The sequence below is a fragment of the Klenkia soli genome (genome assembly GCF_900103975.1).
Lineage (GTDB): Bacteria > Actinomycetota > Actinomycetes > Mycobacteriales > Geodermatophilaceae > Klenkia > Klenkia soli.
In genome coordinates this window covers 259,817-278,329 of the sequence record NZ_FNIR01000005.1, presented here as the reverse complement: position 1 = coordinate 278,329, position 18,513 = coordinate 259,817, and the positions used below count along the sequence as shown (strand labels likewise).

At 75.1% G+C, this 18,513-nt stretch carries 20 protein-coding genes; 11 read left to right on the top strand and 9 right to left on the bottom strand.

Annotated elements, in window-relative coordinates; translation table 11 throughout:
* Positions 1 to 5 precede the first annotated feature (5 nt).
* Positions 6 to 542, top strand: a complete 537-nt coding sequence (locus BLS67_RS09915) for a GNAT family N-acetyltransferase (RefSeq protein ID WP_207500461.1) — start codon at positions 6 to 8, stop codon at positions 540 to 542.
* A 91-nt stretch (positions 543 to 633) separates the two neighbouring features.
* Here BLS67_RS09915 and BLS67_RS09910 read toward each other — a convergent pair whose 3' ends face one another.
* On the bottom strand, positions 634 to 1,860 hold the full coding sequence (locus BLS67_RS09910; protein ID WP_091243999.1) for an MFS transporter: 1,227 nt from the start codon (positions 1,858 to 1,860) through the stop codon (positions 634 to 636).
* Between the two features lie 267 nt (positions 1,861 to 2,127).
* Here BLS67_RS09910 and BLS67_RS09905 point away from each other — a divergent pair, with 267 nt between their 5' ends.
* Together BLS67_RS09905 and BLS67_RS09900 are read left to right on the top strand one after the other, a co-directional pair.
* Positions 2,128 to 2,355, top strand: coding sequence for a hypothetical protein (locus BLS67_RS09905; protein WP_091243996.1), 228 nt, complete (start codon positions 2,128 to 2,130; stop codon positions 2,353 to 2,355).
* Complete coding sequence (locus BLS67_RS09900; protein ID WP_091243993.1) at positions 2,352 to 3,998, top strand: AMP-binding protein; 1,647 nt, start codon at positions 2,352 to 2,354, stop codon at positions 3,996 to 3,998. The genes BLS67_RS09905 and BLS67_RS09900 overlap by 4 nt, the downstream gene beginning before the upstream one ends.
* A gap of 76 nt (positions 3,999 to 4,074) precedes the next feature.
* Here BLS67_RS09900 and BLS67_RS09895 read toward each other — a convergent pair whose 3' ends face one another.
* Positions 4,075 to 4,404, bottom strand: coding sequence for a hypothetical protein (locus BLS67_RS09895; protein ID WP_091243990.1), 330 nt, complete (start codon positions 4,402 to 4,404; stop codon positions 4,075 to 4,077).
* Between the two features lie 148 nt (positions 4,405 to 4,552).
* Between BLS67_RS09895 and BLS67_RS25050 the strand changes: the two genes are divergently transcribed.
* The gene (locus BLS67_RS25050; protein ID WP_091243988.1) at positions 4,553 to 4,936 is read left to right on the top strand and encodes a cold-shock protein; all 384 of its coding nucleotides are present in this window, start codon (positions 4,553 to 4,555) and stop codon (positions 4,934 to 4,936) included.
* A gap of 7 nt (positions 4,937 to 4,943) precedes the next feature.
* Here the strand turns inward: BLS67_RS25050 and BLS67_RS09885 are convergent, their stop codons facing one another.
* Together BLS67_RS09885 and BLS67_RS09880 are read right to left on the bottom strand one after the other, a co-directional pair.
* Positions 4,944 to 5,498 (bottom strand): DUF2771 family protein, encoded by a 555-nt coding sequence (locus BLS67_RS09885; protein WP_091243984.1) that lies wholly within the window; start codon positions 5,496 to 5,498, stop codon positions 4,944 to 4,946.
* Positions 5,495 to 7,057 carry an MFS transporter gene (locus BLS67_RS09880; RefSeq protein ID WP_207500460.1) on the bottom strand — a complete coding sequence of 521 codons (1,563 nt, stop codon included), beginning with the start codon at positions 7,055 to 7,057 and terminating at the stop codon, positions 5,495 to 5,497. The genes BLS67_RS09885 and BLS67_RS09880 overlap by 4 nt, the downstream gene beginning before the upstream one ends.
* A 152-nt stretch (positions 7,058 to 7,209) precedes the next feature.
* Here BLS67_RS09880 and BLS67_RS09875 point away from each other — a divergent pair, with 152 nt between their 5' ends.
* Entirely contained in the window at positions 7,210 to 8,013 is an 804-nt protein-coding gene (locus BLS67_RS09875; protein ID WP_242653959.1) for a DUF3027 domain-containing protein, read from the top strand.
* Here BLS67_RS09875 and BLS67_RS09870 read toward each other — a convergent pair.
* Positions 8,010 to 8,213: a DUF2530 domain-containing protein gene (locus BLS67_RS09870; protein WP_091243978.1), complete on the bottom strand. Its 204-nt coding sequence runs from the start codon at positions 8,211 to 8,213 to the stop codon at positions 8,010 to 8,012. The two genes, BLS67_RS09875 and BLS67_RS09870, sit on opposite strands and share 4 nt — an antisense overlap.
* Before the next feature lie 58 nt (positions 8,214 to 8,271).
* Here BLS67_RS09870 and BLS67_RS09865 point away from each other — a divergent pair, with 58 nt between their 5' ends.
* From BLS67_RS09865 to thpR, 5 genes are all read left to right on the top strand, one after another.
* Complete coding sequence (locus tag BLS67_RS09865; protein WP_091243976.1) at positions 8,272 to 9,768, top strand: NCS2 family permease; 1,497 nt, start codon at positions 8,272 to 8,274, stop codon at positions 9,766 to 9,768.
* A gap of 57 nt (positions 9,769 to 9,825) precedes the next feature.
* On the top strand, positions 9,826 to 10,260 hold the full coding sequence (locus tag BLS67_RS09860; RefSeq protein WP_091243973.1) for a MarR family winged helix-turn-helix transcriptional regulator: 435 nt from the start codon (positions 9,826 to 9,828) through the stop codon (positions 10,258 to 10,260).
* Between the two features lie 68 nt (positions 10,261 to 10,328).
* The gene (locus tag BLS67_RS09855; protein WP_091243969.1) at positions 10,329 to 11,678 is read left to right on the top strand and encodes an MFS transporter; all 1,350 of its coding nucleotides are present in this window, start codon (positions 10,329 to 10,331) and stop codon (positions 11,676 to 11,678) included.
* 44 nt (positions 11,679 to 11,722) lie between these two features.
* Entirely contained in the window at positions 11,723 to 12,184 is a 462-nt protein-coding gene (locus BLS67_RS23765; RefSeq protein ID WP_165617524.1) for a hypothetical protein, read from the top strand.
* Positions 12,181 to 12,738, top strand: a complete 558-nt coding sequence (thpR, locus tag BLS67_RS09845) for an RNA 2',3'-cyclic phosphodiesterase (protein ID WP_091244245.1) — start codon at positions 12,181 to 12,183, stop codon at positions 12,736 to 12,738. The genes BLS67_RS23765 and thpR overlap by 4 nt, the downstream gene beginning before the upstream one ends.
* Here thpR and BLS67_RS09840 read toward each other — a convergent pair.
* Entirely contained in the window at positions 12,726 to 13,694 is a 969-nt protein-coding gene (locus tag BLS67_RS09840; RefSeq protein WP_091243964.1) for an aldo/keto reductase, read from the bottom strand. The genes thpR and BLS67_RS09840 overlap by 13 nt on opposite strands.
* Positions 13,695 to 13,721: 27 nt before the next feature.
* Between BLS67_RS09840 and BLS67_RS09835 the strand changes: the two genes are divergently transcribed.
* Positions 13,722 to 14,525 (top strand): thioesterase family protein, encoded by an 804-nt coding sequence (locus tag BLS67_RS09835; protein ID WP_242653957.1) that lies wholly within the window; start codon positions 13,722 to 13,724, stop codon positions 14,523 to 14,525.
* Between the two features lie 19 nt (positions 14,526 to 14,544).
* Here the strand turns inward: BLS67_RS09835 and BLS67_RS23760 are convergent, their stop codons facing one another.
* Genes BLS67_RS23760 through BLS67_RS09820 form a run of 3 tightly spaced genes read right to left on the bottom strand, consistent with a single transcriptional unit; the run spans position 14,545 to position 18,508 of the window.
* Positions 14,545 to 17,160, bottom strand: a complete 2,616-nt coding sequence (locus BLS67_RS23760; RefSeq protein ID WP_091243960.1) for a hypothetical protein — start codon at positions 17,158 to 17,160, stop codon at positions 14,545 to 14,547.
* A gap of 2 nt (positions 17,161 to 17,162) precedes the next feature.
* A complete protein-coding gene (locus BLS67_RS09825; protein WP_091243957.1) occupies positions 17,163 to 17,828 on the bottom strand; it encodes an ABC transporter ATP-binding protein in 666 nt (221 codons plus the stop codon).
* Complete coding sequence (locus BLS67_RS09820) at positions 17,825 to 18,508, bottom strand: ABC transporter ATP-binding protein (protein WP_091243954.1); 684 nt, start codon at positions 18,506 to 18,508, stop codon at positions 17,825 to 17,827. Before BLS67_RS09820 ends, BLS67_RS09825 begins: the two co-directional genes overlap by 4 nt.
* Positions 18,509 to 18,513: the final 5 nt, after the last annotated feature.

Here is an 18,513-nt window from a genome sequence, read left to right as displayed (position 1 = left end):
GGTCCGTGGACGGTGCGCTGGGCCCCGACGACCCGCTGCCGCGCGTCCGCGTCGTCCACCTGACCGGAGCGGTCCTCGACGCGTTGGCGGTGGGTGACCTCGCCGCCGCGGACCTGGGCAGCCCGGTGCCCCTCAGCGGGTACGCCGCTGGTCCCGCCTGGCGCGGCGTGTGGCGCAGGCGGAGCGAACAGGTCCGCCGGGATCCCGCCGCCGCGGACTGGGTCACCGGTCTGATCTGGGACGAGGACCGCCGGGTGGTCGTGGGCCGGGCGGGGTTCCACGGACCGCCGGACGCCGCCGGGATGGTGGAGATCGGGTACGCCGTCGAGCCCGCGCACCGCCGCCGCGGGTACGCGCGCGCCGCCCTCGAGGCGTTGCTGCGGAGGGCCCAGGAGGAGTCGGCCGTGCGCACCGTGCGGGCCACGATCACGCCGGACAACACCGCGTCGTCCGGCCTGGTCGCCCAGTACGGCTTCACCGCGGTGGGCGAGCAGTGGGACGACGAGGACGGCCTGGAGATCGTCCACGAGCGTGGCGTGTAGTGCTCCTGCCGGCTGGACCTCCCCGCTCGCGACCCGGGTCCTGCCGCCGGTGTGCCGGGCACCGTGTGCCGGATCGTGGGGTGGCTGCAGGTCATGTGGTCTCGTCGGTGTGCGCGACGTGCCGGAGCTGGCGCCAGATGAGGACGACGAACAGCGCCGACCCGACGAAGGCGAACCAGAAGGGTCCGGTCACCCCGAACCGCTGGGCGACCACCCCGCCGATGCCGGCCCCGATCACCAGTCCGCCGAAGGTGCCGACCAGGTTCACGCTGCCCACCCGGCCCTGCAGCTCGCGGGGGACGGCGCGCTGCCGGACGGTGACCGACGTCGTCCCCCAGATGAACGCGTGCGCGCCGAACACCACGAACACCGGCATCGCCACCCACGGGCTGGTGGTCAGGGCCAGCGCCAGGTGGGTGAGGGTCTCGACGACCAGCCCGACGCGCAGCAGGTTGCCCAGGCTGACCCGTGCGGTGATCCAGCCGTAGGCGGCGATCCCGGCGATGCCGCCGGCCGCCTGGGCGGTGGTGACCAGCCCGAAGCCGATCTCGCCGAGCCCGAGCTGCTCCGTCGCGTAGAGCACCAGCACCGACCAAGCGGCGCCGAAGGTCAGGTTGAAGCTGAAGATCGTGAGCACCAGCGTGCGCACGGCGGGGTGGTGCCGCACCCACCGGAAGCCCTCGACGATCTCGGTGTGCACCGCGCCCCGGGTGGCCGGCTCGGCCGGCGGCAGCACGATCCGCGAGACCAGCACCGCGCCCAGCGCCACCAGGACGGCGACCGTCCCGAACGCCCAGGCCGCGCCCGCGGTGAACAGCGCGGCCCCCAGGGGTGGGCCGGCGAGCTGGTTGACCGTGATGAAGCCGGTCATCATCCGGGCGTTGCCCACCGCCAGGTCGTCGCGGTGCACCAGCGTCGGCAGCAGGGTCTGCGAGCTGTTGTCGGCGAACACCTCCGCCGTCCCGAGCACGAACAGCGCGACCAGCACCCCGGCGATCGTCACCAGGTCGGTGGCCACCGCCAGGGTCAGGACGACGAGGACGGCGGCCCGCAGCAGGTCGACGACCACCACCAGCAACCGGCGGTCCACCCGGTCGGTGACGGCTCCGGCCAGCAGCCCGAACAGCAGCGGCGGCAGCCACTGCACACCGGCGGCCAGCGACACCAGGAACGGGTCCCGGGTCAGCGAGGCGACCAGCAGCGGCCCGGCGGCCAGCGCGATCCCGTCGCCCAGGTTCGACGTCCACGACGAGGCCAGCAGCCACCGGAAGCCGACGCCCAGCCGCGCCGGAACGACGGTCTCCACGATGCGCCCCACGGGGAGTCGACCCTAGGCGGCACCGCGCCCGGTGTCGCCGGAGTTCGCCGACGGCGAGACCGGGGGTGGTGACCGATCCCTGCGGGTGGTCGGCCGCGGTGATGGGTCACCACCCCGGAGAACCGGTCACGACCTCGGCGCGGACCGGCAGGGGATGCGCCGCCGTTGCACCGGGGCTGGCGTGGGTGCGTGCGGGGGCGGTCTACTGCACGGGAAGATGTCCCCGAGCGCCGGCGCACTGCCGGCCACGGACGGCGGGAGCCCGGCATGGCCAAGAAGAACTCCAAGAACGCGCACCTGGTCGAGCCCACCTGGGGCCAGTCCGTGGACGGCGGACCGCCGTTGACCGAGCTGATCAGCGAGATGACCGGGTCGCTGTCGCCCTTCGGCGAGGACCACTCCTTCCCGCTGCCGGTGGAGTACCTGCGCTACGCCCACCCGACCGACAAGCCCAACCGGGCCGGCGTCCAGCTCCGTCCGGGCGAGCGGGCATGACCGCCCCCGCGCTGCCGTCCTACACCAGCGGGACCTCGACCGTCCCCCTGTTGGGCGACACCATCGGGGCGAACCTGGACCGGACGGCGGCGCGGGTCGGTGACCACGAGGCGCTCGTGGAGTGCTCGACCGGTCGGCGGTGGACCTACCCGCAGCTGGTCGACGACGTCGACGCCTTCGCCCTCGGCCTGCACGCGCTGGGCGTCGAGAAGGGCGAGCGGGTCGGCATCTGGGCCCCCAACTGCGCCGAGTGGGTCTTCGTGCAGTACGGCACCGCCAAGCTGGGCGTCGTCCTGGTCAACATCAACCCGGCCTACCGCACGCACGAGCTCTCGTACGTGCTGCAGCAGGCCGGCATCTCGGTGCTGGTGGCGGCGCCCGCGTTCAAGACCAGCGACTACCGGGCGATGGTGGCCGAGGTGCGCGACTCGTGCCCCGCCCTGCGCGAGGTGCTCTTCCTCGGCGACCCCGAGTGGGAGCAGCTGATGGCGACCGGCCGGGCCGCCGACCACGGGCTGCTGGCCGAGCGCGAGACCCAGCTGAGCGCCGACGACCCGATCAACATCCAGTACACCTCGGGCACGACGGGCTTCCCCAAGGGCGCCACCCTGACCCACCACAACCTGCTCAACAACGGCTTCTTCGTGGCCGAGGGCTGCAGCTACACCGAGGCCGACCGGGTGTGCATCCCGGTGCCCTACTACCACTGCTTCGGCATGGGCATGGGCAACATCGGCTGCACCTCGCACGGCTCGACCATGGTCATCCCCGCGCCCGGGTTCGACCCCGCGCTGACGCTGCAGGCCGTCCAGGACGAGAAGTGCACCTCGCTCTACGGCGTCCCCACGATGTTCATCGCCGAGCTCGCGCTGCCCGACTTCGCCTCCTACGACCTGTCCAGCCTGCGCACCGGGATCATGGCCGGCTCGCCGTGCCCGGTCGAGGTGATGAAGCGGGTCGTCGACGAGATGGGCATGGCCGAGGTGACCATCGCCTACGGCATGACCGAGACCTCCCCGGTCTCCACGCAGACCGGCGCCGACGACGACCTGGACCGCCGCACCTCGACGGTGGGCCGCACCCACCCGCACCTCGAGAGCAAGGTCGTCGACCCCGAGACCGGGCTCACCGTGCCCCGCGGCACCACCGGCGAGCTGTGCACCCGCGGCTACTCGGTGATGCTGGGCTACTGGGACGAGCCGGCCAAGACCGCCGAGGTGCTCGACGCCGCCCGCTGGATGCACACCGGCGACCTCGCGGTGATGGACGCCGAGGGCTACGTCAACATCGTCGGCCGGATCAAGGACATGGTCATCCGCGGCGGGGAGAACGTGTACCCGCGGGAGATCGAGGAGTTCCTCTACTCCCACCCCGACATCGCCGACGTCCAGGTGATCGGCGTGCCCGACGCCAAATACGGCGAGGAGCTGATGGCCTGGGTGCAGCTGCGCGCCGGGGCCCCCGAGCTCACCGCCGAGGCGCTGCGCGAGTTCTGCACCGGCAAGCTGGCGCACTACAAGGTGCCCCGCTACGTCAAGGTGGTCGAGGGCTTCCCGATGACCGTCACGGGCAAGGTGCGCAAGGTGGAGATGCGCCAGGTCTCCAGCGAGGAGCTGGGCCTCACCGAGGTCGCGACCGCCTGACGGAAGGACCCCCTTGCCCCCCGACCCACGCTCCGCGCGGGCCGGGCCCCTACGAGGGGGCCGTCGGCCGGGTCGCTCAGTCCTTCGACGAGGCCTTGGGACGAGGGGCCAGGCGGGTGATCGCCTTCGAGAGCAGGTTGCCGCCGACCACCCAGACGATCGCCGCGATGAGGGCGTTCACCGTCGCGGCGATCTTCGGGTCGTCGGGGGTGAACAGGTCGCGGGTGAAGGCCCCGAGGTCGTCGCGCACGCCGGCGGTGAACTCCACGATCGGGTTGTCCGGGTTGGCCTCGAACAGCACGAACACCGCGTAGAGCACGATCAGCCCGCCGACGACCGAGGTGATCAACCGGATCGCCGCGGCGAGGGAGGTGACGACGCGGGACGCAGCGTTGCGGGCAGCCATGCGGGCATCGTCGCATCCGCACCCGAGCCCCGCCTACCCGTGGGTAACTTGACCCGCGGGAACTCGGCGGCCGCGGCCGCGGTCCCGGGCTAGCCTGGGCGGCCCGTACCTCCCGGTGCGGTTCTCGACGCGTGACGAAGGAACAGACGTGCCCAGCGGCAAGGTGAAGTGGTTCAACCCGGAGAAGGGCTTCGGCTTCCTGTCCCAGGAGGACGGCCCCGACGTGTTCGTGCACCGCGACGCGTTGCCGGCCGGCACCACCGAGCTCAAGCCGGGCCAGCGGGTCGAGTACGGCGTCGTGGCCGGCCGCCGCGGCGACCAGGCGCTGCAGGTCGTCGTCCTCGACCCGCTGCCCTCCGCCGTCGCGGGCACCCGGAAGAAGCCCGACGACCTGGTCCCGATCATCGAGGACCTCATCCGGCTCCTGGACGGCGTCGGCAACGGGCTGCGGCACGGCCGGCACCCCGACAAGCAGTCCGCCGGCAAGGTCGCCGCCGTCCTGCGCGCCGTCGCCACCGACCTCGAGGGCTGACGAAGGCTCAGCCGGTCGGCGTGGCCGTGGGTGTCGCGGTGGCGGTGGCGGTGGCGGTGGCGGTGTCGGGCACGGCCCGGATGAAGCCGACCGGCCAGGCGCCGGACAGCCCGTTGCACGCGGCGTCGACGGAGTCCTCGACGACCACCAGGTAGAACGACGCGGGGACGACGTCGGAGCTGTTGATGCCGGTGAACACCGTCGTGCCGTCCTCGACGTCGACCTCGCCCAGCAACGTCTTCAGCTGGTCGTCGTAGACCTGCACGCTCCAGCCCTGCTCGGCGACGGCGTCGGAGACGGTCAGCGCGATGGTGCTGTCGGGGGAGACCTCGACGATCGGCGGGGTGCCGGCATAGCGCTCGCCCGAGCCGGCCAGGCAGTACTGGGTGGGCTGCACCGTCACGTCCTGCGGGCCGGCCTGCACCCGCACCGTCGGAGCGGTCCCCGACTCGGAGGAGGAGCCGCTGCTGCCGCCGGCGTTGCAGCCGGCCACCAGCGCCAGGACCGCGATGCCCGTCGTGATGCCCGTCGTGGTGCCCGTGGTCCTCCGTGCGCTGCTCATGTCCACTCCTGTGCCGCCGTCCTGCCGCGGCCACGGGTCGGACGGCGGTGCCCCAGCCAAGCAAGCAGAGCTGTGGCCACGACCAGCAGCCCCGCGGTGACCGCGAAGGCGACGGTCGGTCCGCTCGCCGGCAAGGTGATGCCCAGGGCCCCGCCGAGCACCCAGGCCAGCTGCAGCAGCGTCTCCGAGCGGGCGAACGCCGACGCGTGCTGGGCGCCGGGCACGTCGCGCTGGATGATCGCGTCCAGGGACACCTTGCCCAGCCCCGCCGCGAGGGCGGCGACACCGGCGGTGACCGCGAACAGGGTGATCGAGAAGAACCCGGCGGCCACGGCGGCGGTGGCCACCGCGGCGACGGTGGCCCACAGGACGAGCGAGTCCGGCGACGCGCGGTGCAGCCGCGACCCGATGCCGGTGCCCAGGAAGCTGCCCAGCCCGGCCGCGCCGGCGATCGCGCCCAGCGCGAGCGTGCGCTCCCAGCCGCCGGGCAGCGCCGCCTGGACCAGGAACGCCGCGTAGATGGTGAGGAACCCGCCGAGCACCCGCAGCAGGGCGGCGCTGCGCAACGCGTCGACCACGGCCGGGCTGACCGGGCGCCGACCGCGACCGACCACGGGGATCTCCATCGTCGTCGTCAGCAGGTCGGAGGACTCCTCGCCGGCCGGGACGTCGACGTGCCGCGGCAGCCGGACGGCGAGCACGGCGGCCCCGCCGAACACCGCCGCGATCGTCCACAGCAGCGGCGGGAAGCCCGCGACGACCGCGATCCCGGCGCCGATGCCGCCGAACACGCCCGAGGTGACGAGGCCGAACACCGACGTGCGGGCGTTCGCGCTGGTCAACGACATGGTCGGGGGCAGGACCCGGGGGATGACCGCCGCCCGCAGCACGTTCAGCGCCTTCGACAGCACCAGCACCCCGAGCGCAGCCGGGTAGAGCCACAGCCCGTCGAAGTTGGCCGCCATGACCAGCGCCAGCACGGCCCGGCCGCCCAGGCTCGCGGCCATCGCCCACCGGCGGCCGCGCTGCAGGCGGTCCAGCAACGGACCCAGCAGCGGGGCGACCACGGCGAAGGGCGCCATCGTGACCAGGAGGTACAGCGCCACGTTGCCGCGCTGGGCATCGGAGGACGCGGCGAAGAACAGGGTGCCGGCCAGCGACACGGCGATCATCGCGTCGCCCGCGGCGTGCAGCGCGTTGACCCACAGCAGGTGGGACAGCCCGCTGTCCCCGGCGCCGTCGGCCCGGCTGGCCGCGTTCACCCGGCGGACGGCGGCCACCGTCAGCTCGCGGGACCGGCGCGCGGCCACCCGGGTCACCGTGATCCGGGGCGGTCGGGCACCCAGGCCGGCCGACGCACCGACCGGGGGCGCCACCGGAGCGGTGGGGGAGGGGGTCGGGCGCCACGTGTCGGGCCGGACCGGGTCCGACGGTGCCGCGACGGTCGGCGTCGTCACCGTGGGCGAGTCGTCGCCGGGGGGCCCGGAGGCCTGCGGCAGCGGACGGGTCGGCGAGCGGAGGGCGCGCAGCGGTCCGGTGCGCTGCCGGTCGACGTCCACCCGCGGGGGGCGTCCCCAGCGCCGGACGCGCCTCATCGGCGCGGGCCCCGACCGCTCGACCGCTCGCTCACGACCCCATCGTGCCCCACCACGGGGGCACGCCCGTGCGCCTCGCCCACCCCGGGGCGTGGACGTGGGGCACCATGGAGCGCGTGCCCGCTCCCGATCCCGCCCCCGTGACCGCACCCGCGACGCCCTCGGTCGACGTCCTCACCGCGGCCGTCGAGACCGCGCGTGCCGCCGCCGTCGAGGTCGCCGGGCTGGCCGCCGAGGTCGGGGAGCACCTGGGCACCTCCCGCGAGGCCGTCCCGGACCCCGACGTGCTCGGCGAGGTGCTCACCCACACCTTCGCCGCCAGCCTGCCCGGCTACGTGGGCTGGCACTGGGCGGTCACCCTCGCCCACGTCCCCGGCGACGAGCACGTCACCGTCGACGAGGTCGTGCTGCTGCCCGGCGACAGCGCCCTGCTCGCGCCGTCCTGGGTGCCCTGGCACGAGCGGATCCGGCCCGGTGACCTGTCGGTGGGCGACGTCCTGCCGGTCACCGAGGACGACCCCCGCCTCGTGCCCGCCTACCTCGCCGACGACGACTCGGCGGCCGACCCCGCCGGCATGGTCGTCGCCCAGGAGATCGGCATCGGCCGCGAGCGCGTGCTGTCCGTCGAGGGCCGCCGCGAGGCGCTGGCCCGCTGGAGCTCCGGCGAGTGGGGCCCCACCGCGGCGATCGCCCGGCACGCCCCCGGCTCCTGCGGCGACTGCGGCTTCCTCATGCCGCTGGCCGGCTCGGTGCGCCTCGAGCTCGGCGTCTGCGCCAACGCCTACGCCCCCGCCGACGGCCACGTCGTCACCACCGACCACGGCTGCGGCGCGCACAGCGAGGCCAGCGTCGTCCCCGTCGACACCACGGAGATCCAGCTGACCCCGCTCTACAACACGGACACCTACGACGCCCTCTAGGAGCGCTGCTGCCAGCGCATGAGGGCCAGGCCCAGGACGGCGAGGACGAGGCCGCAGACGCAGGTCCAGACCCACACCGCGTCGACGGGCAGGACGAGCACCACCACCAGGGCGATCGCCCACAGGGCCGCGCCGACGAGCACGACCCGGCGGGTCTCGACCCGCAGCGGCGGTGGCGAGGGGCGGGTCGGGGCGGGCACGGCGGGACTGTAACCAAGCAGAGACCCGCACGCCGGTCACGCATGGCACCCTGTCGCCGTGCCGGACGACACCGAGACCACCGACGCCGCCGCGACCAGTGCCGCCAGGCGGCGCAGTGCTGGTCCGCGGAGCAGGCCGAAGAACGGGCTGGACCGCTACTTCTCCATCAGCGAGCGGCGCTCCACGGTCGGCCGGGAGGTGCGCGGCGGGGTCGTCACCTTCTTCACGATGGCCTACATCGTGGTGCTCAACCCGATCATCCTGTCCGGCGTCGACATCGACGGGAACACCCTGGACTTCGGGTCGGTCGCCGCGGTCACCGCCCTGGTCGCCGGGCTGCTGACCATCGCCATGGGCGTGATCGGCCGCTACCCGTTCGCCCTGGCTGCGGGGCTGGGCATCAACGCCGTCGTCGCCGCCTACGCGGCCACCCAGCTGAGCTGGCCCGAGGTCATGGGCCTGGTCGTGCTCGAGGGCCTGCTGATCACCGTCCTGGTGCTCACCGGGTTCCGCAAGGCCGTCTTCGAGGCGATCCCCGACCAGCTCAAGACCGCGATCGCGGTCGGCATCGGGTTCTTCATCGCCCTCATCGGGCTGGTCGACTCCGGCTTCGTCCGCCGGGCGCAGACCGGCACGGTGCCCATCACCTTCGGCATCGACGGCAGCCTGGCCAGCTGGCCGCAGCTGGTCTTCGTCGTCGGGTTGCTGCTCACCGCCGTCCTCGTCGTCCGGAAGACCCGGGGGGCCCTGCTGATCGGGCTCGTCGTGACCACCGTGCTGGCCGTGGTGATCGAGGCGATCGCGAAGGTCGGCCCGACCTTCCTGGCCGACGGGTCGGTCAACCCCAAGGGCTGGGCGCTGCAGGTGCCCACGCTGCCCGACCAGGTGGTCGGCCTGCCCGACTTCTCCCAGATCGGTCACGTCTCGCTGCTGGGTGGGTTCTCCCGCATCGGCGTGGTCGCCGCGCTGCTCATCGTCTTCGCCCTGATGCTGGCCGACTTCTTCGACACCGTCGGGTCGGTGACCGCCGTGGGTGCCGAGGCCGGCCTGCTCGACGAGCACAACAACCTGCCGAAGTCCCAGCCGGTGCTGCTGGTCGACTCCGTCGCAGCGGCCGCGGGCGGGTTCGCCGGCGTCTCCTCGAACACCACCTACGTCGAGTCCACCGCGGGCGTCGCCGACGGCGCCCGCACCGGCCTGGCGAGCGTGGTCACGGGCGCGCTGTTCCTGGTGGCCACCCTGTTCTCGCCGTTGGTCGACGTCGTCCCCTCCGAGGCGGCGTCGCCGATCCTGGTCATCGTCGGCGCCCTGCTGATCGCGCAGGTGAAGAACCTGCAGTGGGACGACCTGACGCTCGCCATCCCCGCGTTCCTGACCATCGCGCTCATGCCGTTCACCTACTCGATCACCAACGGCATCGGCGCCGGCACGATCAGCTACGTGGTGCTCATGGCCGCCACCGGCCGGGCGCGACGTGTGCACCCCCTCATGTGGGTCGTGGGTCTGCTCTTCGTGGTCTACTTCGCGATCGAGCCGGTCCAGCAGCTGCTCTGAGCCGCGGGCGCCGCTCGGTGTACCTTGAGCGTGGCTAACGAACTGACGGGGTGACGCATGGCGCGGACGACGCTGGACACCGCTGCCCTGGCGCACGACCTGCGACTGGCGGTCATGCGCTTCTCCCGGCGGCTGCGCAACCAGCGGGTGGACACCTCGGTCACCCTCACCCACCTCGCCGCGCTGTCCACGCTGAAGCGGCACGGGGCGATGAGCCCGGGCGAGCTGGCCGGCCACGAGCGGGTGCAGCCCCCGTCGATGACGCGGGTCGTTGTCGCGCTCGAGGGCAAGGGCCTGGTCTCGCGCACCCCGCACCCCACCGACCGTCGTCAGGTCGTCATCGACCTCACGCCGGCGGCCGAGGCGCTGCTGACCGAGGAGGCCCGGGCCCGCGAGGCGTGGTTGTCCGGCCGTCTGCACGCCCTCTCGCCCGAGGACCGGGCGACCCTGCGGGAGGCCGCCCGCATCATGGACGAGCTCGCCGCCGGGTGAGCTGCCGATGACCACGGAGGCGACCGACCACGCCTGACCGCACGAGCACCGCCCCCCGTCGGGCCGGCATGTTCCGCGCCCTCTCGGTGCACAACTTCCGGCTCTACGTCAGCGCGAACCTGGTGTCGATGACCGGCACCTGGATGCAGCGCATCGGCCAGGACTGGCTGGTGCTGCAGCTGTCGGGGGGCAGCGGCACGGCGCTCGGCGTGGTGACGGCGCTGCAGTTCGCCCCCACCCTGGCGCTGAGCTTCTACGGCGGGCTGCTCGCCGACCGCTACGACAAGCGCCGCATGCTGATGGTCACCCAGGGCGTGCTCGGCCTGCTCGCGCTGGCCCTCGCGCTGCTCGTGGCCACCGGCGGCATCGCGCTGTGGCAGGTGTTCGCCCTCGCCCTGGGCCTGGGTGTGGTGAGCTCGCTGGACACCCCGGCCCGGCAGTCCTTCGTGTCCGAGATGGTCGGGCCCACGCTGCTGGGCAACGCGGTGAGCCTGAACTCCACGGTCTTCAACGGCGCCCGGTTGGTCGGGCCCGCCGTGGCCGGCGGGGTCATCGCCGCCTCGGGCGGCAACACGGCCCCGGCCTTCTTCGTCAACGCGGCCAGCTTCGCGGCCACCATCGTGGCGCTGGCCCTCATGCGCGACGCCGAGCTGCAGCACAGCGTGCCGGTGGCCCGGGCCCGCGGGCAGCTGCGGGCCGCGCTCACCTACACCCGGGCCCACCCGGACCTGCAGCTGGCGATGCTGCTGGCGTTCGTGGTCGGCACGTTCGGCTTCAACTCCCAGATCACCATCGCGCTCATGGCCCGGGAGGTGTTCGGGCTGGGCGCCGGTGCCTTCGGGTTGCTGTCGACGGCGTTCGCGGTCGGCTCGCTGTCCGGTGCGCTGCTGTCGACCCGGCGCGATGCCCGCCCGCTGCAGCGGTTCCTGCTGCTGGCCGCGCTGGCGTTCGGCGTCCTCACGGTGGTCAGCGGGCTGATGCCCACGCAGTGGTCCTACGCCCTGCTGCTGGTGCCCTGCGGGGCGGCCGGGCTGGTGTTCAGCGTGGCCTGCAACAGCTTCGTGCAGCTGGGCGTCGAACCGCAGATGCGCGGCCGCATCCTCGCGCTGTACTTCATGTGCTTCATGGGCGGCACCCCGGTGGGTGCGCCGCTGATCGGCTGGGTCTCGCAGCACCTGGGTGCCCGGTGGGGGCTGGTCTCCAGCGGTCTGGTCGTCGTGGTGGTCGCCGTCGTCGTCGGCGCGGTCCTCTCCCGGGGGCGGCACGTGCGGCTGGAGACCCACGTCGCCCCGCCGAGCGTCCGGCTGCACGTCGACGCCCTGCCGGTGGCCGCCGTCGCCGCCGTGCCGACGGTCGGGGCGGCCGTCGAGGAGGCCGGCGCCGAGGCGCCCGGGGCCGAGGTGACGAGCCGGCGGTGACCCGAGGATTGTGGGTCCGGTCACCGGTGTCCTACCGTGCGCACGTGGCCCCCGCCGTCGTCAACGCCTGGTGGGTGCAGCTCGCCGCCGTCATCGCGATGACGGTGGGCACGGCCTGGTTGATGGACCTCACGATGCGCGCGTTCTCCGGCGAGCTCCGCCGTCCCCGTCGCCGACGCCGCGGGCGACGTCGTCCCGGCCGCGGCACGGCGCGCCGGCCGGTCCCGGTGGCCGAGCCGCAGCGGCGTTCGGTGCAGGTGATCGCCGCCGACCTGCGCCGGCTGCGGCGGGAGCTGGCGCTGGTCCCGACCGGGTCGGCGGCCCACCGCGCCGGGGTGCTCGCCGCCTACGAGGACGTCCTGGTCGAGGCCGCCGACTCGTTGGAGGTGCCGCACCGGCTGCGCCAGGCCTGCGCCGGCGAGGAGCGCGAGCTGGAGCGGCTGCGGCTGGCCGCCGCGCTGGCCGACACCGGCCTGGTGATCAGCGACCCCCAGGACCGCGGCTGACCGTCGGGCGCCTGTTCCTCGCGGTCACCCCACCGGCGGCCGTGGTGGCCGCGCTGGGGCGTGCGGTGGACGGGATCCGCGACGCGCCGGGCGCGCCGCGCTGGGCGGACCCGGCGAGCCTGCACGTCACGCTCGCCTTCCTGGGCGACGTCCCGCGGGCCCGGCTGACCGGTCTGCTGTCGGCGCTGGGTCCGGCCGTCGTCGGTTCCCGCGCGGTGACCCTGCAGCTGACCGGGGCGGGCCGGTTCGGCGGCCGTCGTCCGCGGGTGCTGTGGGCCGGGGTCGGCGGGGACGTCGACGCGTTGACCGTGCTGGCCGACCGGTTGGCCGCGGCCGCCCGGCACGCCGGGGTACCGGTGGACGAGCGGCCGTTCCGGCCGCACCTCACGCTGGGTCGCTGGCCGGGCCCGGGGACGCCGGACGTGGGGCTGGTGGACCGGCTGGCCGGCGACCACGGGCCGGCCTGGCCGGTGACCGAGGTGGTGCTGTGGCGGTCACCGGCCGGCCGGCCGCACGAGCGGGTCACCGGCTGGCCCTCAGCTCACCAGGCGTAGTCCTCCGGCGCCGTCCTGTGGCCCGGGAAGACCTCGTCGAGCGCGGCGAGCTGGGCGTCGTCCAGGGTGATGTCGACGGCGGACAACGACGACTCGAACTGCTCCATCGTGCGCGGGCCGATGATCGGCGCGGTGACCGCCGGGCGGCTGAGCAGCCACGCGATGCCCACGTCGGCCGGCGCCAGCCCCCACTCCCCGCAGAGGTCCTCGTAGCGCTGCAGCTGCGGTCGGACCTCCTCGATGCGGGCCTGCGCGCGCTCGCTGGTGCGGCGGTTGCCGGCCTGCTTCGCCAGCACCCCGGCCAGCAGGCCGCCCTGCAGCGGGCTCCACGGGATGATGCCGATGCCGTAGTGCTCGGCTGCCGGGACCACCTCGCGCTCGATGTCGCGCACCAGCAGGTTGTAGATCGACTGCTCGCTGACCAGGCCGGTGAAGTGCCGGTTGCGGGCGGCCTCCTGCGCGGCGGCGAGCTGCCAGCCGGCGTGGTTGGAGGACCCGACGTAGAGCACCTTGCCCTGCGCGACCAGGGTCTCGCAGGCCTGCCAGATCTCCTCCCACGGCGTGCGCAGGTCGACGTGGTGGAACTGGTAGAGGTCGATCCAGTCGGTCTGCAGCCGCCGCAGCGACGCGTCGCAGGCCCGCACGAGGTTGCGGGCGGACAGGAACGTGTCGTTGGGCCAGTCGGTCATCGAGCCGTAGACCTTCGTGGCCAGCACCGTCTTCTCCCGGCGCTCGCCGCCCTGGGCGAACCAGGTGCCGAGGATCTCCTCGGTGCGGCCCTTGCCGGCGGCGAAGCCGTAGACGTTGGCGGTGTCGAAGAAGTTCACGCCCGCGGCGTGGGCGCGGTCCATGATCGCGTGCGAGTCGGGCTCGGAGGTCTCGGGGCCGAAGTTCATCGTGCCGAGGCAGAGGCGGGAGACCGAGAGTCCGCTGCGGCCGAGGTGGGTCTGTTCCATGCGACCCACACTGGCACCCTGTGCCGGGTGCCGCAGAGCTTCGAGTCCGCCACCGCCCTGACCCCCGTCGACGGCGGGTTCACCGCCGAGCTCGACCCGGGCTGGGACGTCGGCGGCGGCATCCTCAACGGCGGGTACCTGCTGGCGGTGGCGGCCCGGGCCGCCGTCGAGGCGTCACCGCACGCGCACCCGGTGGCCCTGTCGGCCAGCTACCTGCGGGTGGCCGCCCCGGGACCGGCCACCCTGACCGTCACCGCCGGCCGGGCCGGCCGGACCCTGCAGCACGTGCACGTCGTGCTCGCCGACGCCACCGGCCCGGCGGTCACGGTCCAGGTGACCACGGCGACGTTGCCCGACGCGACGCCCGACCACCCGGTGCCCCCGCCGGCCGCGACCCCGGTCGAGGACTGCTTCTCCATCGCCGAGCACGCGCACCTGGCGCCGCCCGGGATGCCGGTCCCGGGGCTCTCGCAGCAGGTGGAGACCCGGCTGGACCCGTTGACCGCGGGCTGGGCGCTGGGCGAGTTCTCCGACGAGCCGGTGATCCGGGCCTGGTTGCGGTTCGCCGACGGCCGCGAGCCCGACCCGCTCGGCCTGGTGGCGTTCACCGACGCGCTGCCGCCCACCTCGTGGGCCACCGGTCAGCTGGGCTGGGCACCCACGGTGCAGCTGCAGACCCTCGTGCGGGCGCTGCCGGCGCCGGGCTGGTGCCTGGTCGAGGCCCGTGGCGGGGAGGCCTCCGGCGGCTGGGTCGACGAGGACTACCGGGTCTGGGACTCCACCGGCCGGCTGGTCGCGCAGTCCCGTCAGCTGGCCCGCACCGCCCGGTGAGGTGGGGCGACGAGGTCCTTCACCCGCGGAGGACGCTCGCCGGGTCGGCCCGGTCGGCGGCCCGCTGCCCGTGGAGGGCGGCCAGCCCGGCGACGGCCAGCGCCACCAGCACGGTGGCCGCCAGCGCCGGCCACGGGACGTCGAGCAGCGGCGTGGGTGGCCGGAGGAGGTCGACGTCCAGGCGCCGGTAGACCGCCGCCACGGCGCCGACGGCCAGCGCCCCGCCGAGGACGACCCCGGCGGCGGCGACCCCGACCAGCTCGACCAGCAGCGAGCGCAGGTGCGCCCCGCGCGTGAGCCCGATCCGGCGGGCCATCACGTAGCCGGCGACCCGGCTGCGCGAGCGGGCCTCCAGGTGCAGCAGCAGCCCCGCGGCGCCGATCACGCCGATGAACACGGCCAGCGCGGCGAGGTAGCCGAAGGTCCAGGTGATGCCCAGGAAGTTCGCCGTCCGCCGGACGTCGTCGGGCACCGTGACCGTCACCCGGACCGCCCCCGCGTCCCGCAGGGCCTGCGCGGCCACCGCGACGTCGCCGTCGGTCCACCGCTCGACCGACTGGTCGGCCCCGGCGGTCGGCGGCACCTCGGGCACCCGGTCCCGGGCCACGAGGACGACGGGGTCGCCCGAGCGTCGTCCGGGCAGCACGTCGGCGGTGGCGACCACCTCGACGTCGACCGGGAGGCTCCCCAGGTCGAGCCGGTAGGGCCCGGGCGGGAGCCCGGCCGCCACCACGGGGACGGCGCCGCCCTCGCGGGTGAGGGCCGTGACGAGGTCGTCGAGGGACCGGTCGGCGAAGGAGTCGACCCAGAAGGCGGTGCCGGCGAACGTCGCGGGGTCGACCCCCAGGGTCTGGACGGCGACGCGGTCGCCGTCGGCGCCGGTGAGCGTGGAGTCGGCGTACCGGGTGACGGTGGTGCCGGGGCCGCCCCGGACGGCGGCGGGGTCGACGCGGGTGGCCGTGGCCGCGAAGCCCCCGGCTCCCAGCTGGACGCCGACCTTCGCCGTCAGGGTCGCCGCGGAGCCGGCGGTCAGCGTGGCGGTGTACCCGAGCACCGCGACGGGCAGGGCGACGGCGACGAGCAGCACGGCCGCGGCGCCCCGGGCCGCGGTCAGCCGGTTCACGGCGAGGAAGACCGGGATCCCGCGCCCACCGGCCCACCGGCGCACCCGGGGGAGCGCCGCCGTGAGCAGCCGGGCCAGCAGCACGGCCGCCCCGGCCAGCGCCAGCAGCGGGAAGGCCACCAGCAGCCCGTTGACCTGGGCCACACCTGCCTGCGACACGACGGCGTCCCGACCCTCCAGGAGCAGCCAGCAGCCCCCGGCGGCCAGCAGCAGGGCCACCTCCCACGGCACCCGGGCCGGCCAGCTGGGGGCGGCACCGAGCGGGCGCTCGGCCATCCCCCGGGCCCGGAGCCCGGCGACCACGGCGGCCGCGCCCAGGCCGACGACGAACGCCGCGGCCCCGACCAGCACGGCCGCCGAGGTCGCCCCGGGGTCCAGCTCCGGGGCCGGCCCCAGCGCCCCGACCAGCAACCGGGCCGCCGCCCCACCCAGCGCGGCGCCGACCAGGGCGGGCGCGCCGAGCTCCAGGGCCGCCTTGCCGGCCAACGGCACCGGGCCGACCCCGCGGGCGGCCAGCAGCCGGACCTCCGTCGCCCGGCGGTCGGCCCAGGCGCTCCCCGCCGCGGCCACCAGCACGAGCGCGAGCAGCCCACCGGCGACCGCGACCGGGACGACCGGTCCGCGCAGCCCCTGCTCCAGCTGCACGGCGCGGTCCCGCGCGTCGGCCAGGCGGGGGTCCGGGCCGCCGGCCCCGGTGCCCGCGGCGGCGGTCGCGGCGGCCAGGGCGGTCGCGGTCTGCGCAGCGAGCTCCTCGGCCCGGCTGGCGGTGAGCCGGCTGCCGTCCTCGGGCACCGCGGCGGTGGCCCGCAGCGACCCCCCGACGGCGGCCGCCAGGGCGACCACCGTCTGCGGGTCGGTGGCCAGCAGGAGCGCGGGGGGCGGGGTGTCGGCGCTGGCGGCGTTGGTGAACAGGTCGGCGTGGTCGCACCAGTAGGCGCCGGGTTCGGTGTCGAACAGGTCGGTGTAGACCCCGGCCACGGTCAGGGGTGCGTCGCCCACGGTGATGGTGCCCCCGGCGGAAGCCCCCGCGGCCTCGGCGTAGGACGCCGGCAGCCACACACCCCGGCCACCGGCCCCGGCGACCACCTGCACGTGGTCGAGGGCTCCGGGCTGCCAGAACACCTGTGCGGGCTGGCTGAGGCGCTCGCCCCCGGGGCCGGTGACCGGCACCCCGGTCTGCGGGTTCCCGCCGGGCCCGAGGGAGGACCCCAGGTGCAGCGCGGGCACCGCGTCCTGGCCGATGGATGCCCACCCCGCCCGGGGCGCACCGGCCACGGCCACCGCGGCCTGCTCCCCGACCGGGGCCGGCGCGAAGATCCCGATCGCCGGCCAGGCCGCCTCGGCGCACTGCGGGGCCAGCTGCTCCTGCAGCGCCGCGGAGCGGGCCGAGGAGAGGAACAGCGGGGCGCTGGCCACCGCGCAGGCCAGGATCGCGGTGGTCACCAGGACGGCGAGGACGGCGGCCGGCTGGCGCAGCCCCAGCAGGGGCGCCCGGGTCCACGGCGGGAGCACCCTCACGACGGCGGCCCGTCGGTCAGCTGGCCGTCGCGCATCGACACCACCCGGTCGGCCCGGGACCAGGCGACCTCGTCGTGGGTGGCGACCAGCACGGCGGTGCCGTCGTCGGCGGCGTCGTGCAGGGCGTCGAGCAACCGGTCGGCGTGCTCGCGGTCCTGGTGCGCGGTCGGTTCGTCGGCCAGCAGCAGGGCGGGGCGCAGGACCAGCGCCCGGGCGACGGCGGCCCGCTGCTGCTCACCGAGGGAGACCTGGTGCGGGTACCGGTCGGTCAGGTGGTCCAGGCCGAACCCGGCCAGCAGCTGCCCGGCGAGCGCGGTCGGGGCCGCCGACCGGCGGTGGGGGCCGCGCAGCCGGGCCGGGAGCAGCACGTTGTCCAGCAGGGAGAGGTCGGCGACCAGGCCCAGCGCCTGCGGGACCAGGGCCAGCTCGCCCCAGCCCTGGGCGTCGGGAGCACCACCGCCCCCGACCACGAGCGCCCCGGCGTCGGGGACCTCCCAGCCGCACAGCACGGCCAGCAGGGTGGACTTCCCCGAGCCGGACGGGCCGACCAGCGCCACGACCTGACCGGCGTCCACGACGAGGTCGACGCCGTCCAGCGCGGTCACCGTCTCGGCTCCGCGGGTGAAGCACTTGCGCACCCCCGAGGCCCGCACGGCGCTCACACGAGCCGCCCCTGGTCCAGCCGGACGAAACCGTCGGCGATCGCCATCACCCGCGGGTCGTGGCTGGAGACGACGAACCCCACGCCGTCGGCGGCCAGGGACTCCATGGCCCCGAGCACCCGGACGGCGGCCGCGGTGTCCAGCTCGGCGGTCGGCTCGTCGGCGACGACCAGCGCGGGACCGCCGACCACGCCGCAGGCCACCGCCAGCCGCTGCTGCTCACCGCCGGACAGCTGCACCGGGTGGTGGTCGGCGCGGTGGGCCAGCCCCAACCGCGCGAGCAGCTGCTGCACCTGGTCGTCGTCCACCCGGGCGCCGCGGAGGTCGGCGGCCAGCCGGACCTGCTCGACGGCGGTCAGGTAGGGCAGCAGGTTGTCGCCGGGACGCTGGAACAGGTAGGACACCTGCCGCCGGCGCAGCCGCCGGCGCCCCCGGGCCCCGAGGTGGTCCACCCGCTCGCCGCCGACGGTGACCGACCCGGAGTCGGGGGAGTCGACGCAGGCCAGCAGCCGCAGCAGCGAGCTCTTGCCCGACCCCGACGGCCCGACGACGCAGGTCACCCGGCCGCGGGGGACCTGCACGCTCACGTCGGCCAGCGCGGTGACCGACTCGGTCGCCGTGCGGTAGGTCTTGACGACCCGGTCGCAGGCGGCCGCGGGGCCGGTCGGGGCGAGGGCCATCGCCG

Bases quoted from the DNA above. Each gene is read 5' to 3' on its own strand.
- BLS67_RS09905 (WP_091243996.1), top strand. From the start codon at position 2,128: ATGGCCAAGAAGAACTCCAAGAACGCGCACCTGGTCGAGCCCACCTGG.
- BLS67_RS09900 (WP_091243993.1), top strand. From the start codon at position 2,352: ATGACCGCCCCCGCGCTGCCGTCCTACACCAGCGGGACCTCGACCGTC.
- BLS67_RS09895 (WP_091243990.1), bottom strand. From the start codon at position 4,404: ATGGCTGCCCGCAACGCTGCGTCCCGCGTCGTCACCTCCCTCGCCGCG.
- BLS67_RS09885 (WP_091243984.1), bottom strand. From the start codon at position 5,498: ATGAGCAGCGCACGGAGGACCACGGGCACCACGACGGGCATCACGACG.
- BLS67_RS09860 (WP_091243973.1), top strand. From the start codon at position 9,826: ATGGCGCGGACGACGCTGGACACCGCTGCCCTGGCGCACGACCTGCGA.
- BLS67_RS09855 (WP_091243969.1), top strand. From the start codon at position 10,329: ATGTTCCGCGCCCTCTCGGTGCACAACTTCCGGCTCTACGTCAGCGCG.
- BLS67_RS09840 (WP_091243964.1), bottom strand. From the start codon at position 13,694: ATGGAACAGACCCACCTCGGCCGCAGCGGACTCTCGGTCTCCCGCCTC.
- BLS67_RS09820 (WP_091243954.1), bottom strand. From the start codon at position 18,508: ATGGCCCTCGCCCCGACCGGCCCCGCGGCCGCCTGCGACCGGGTCGTC.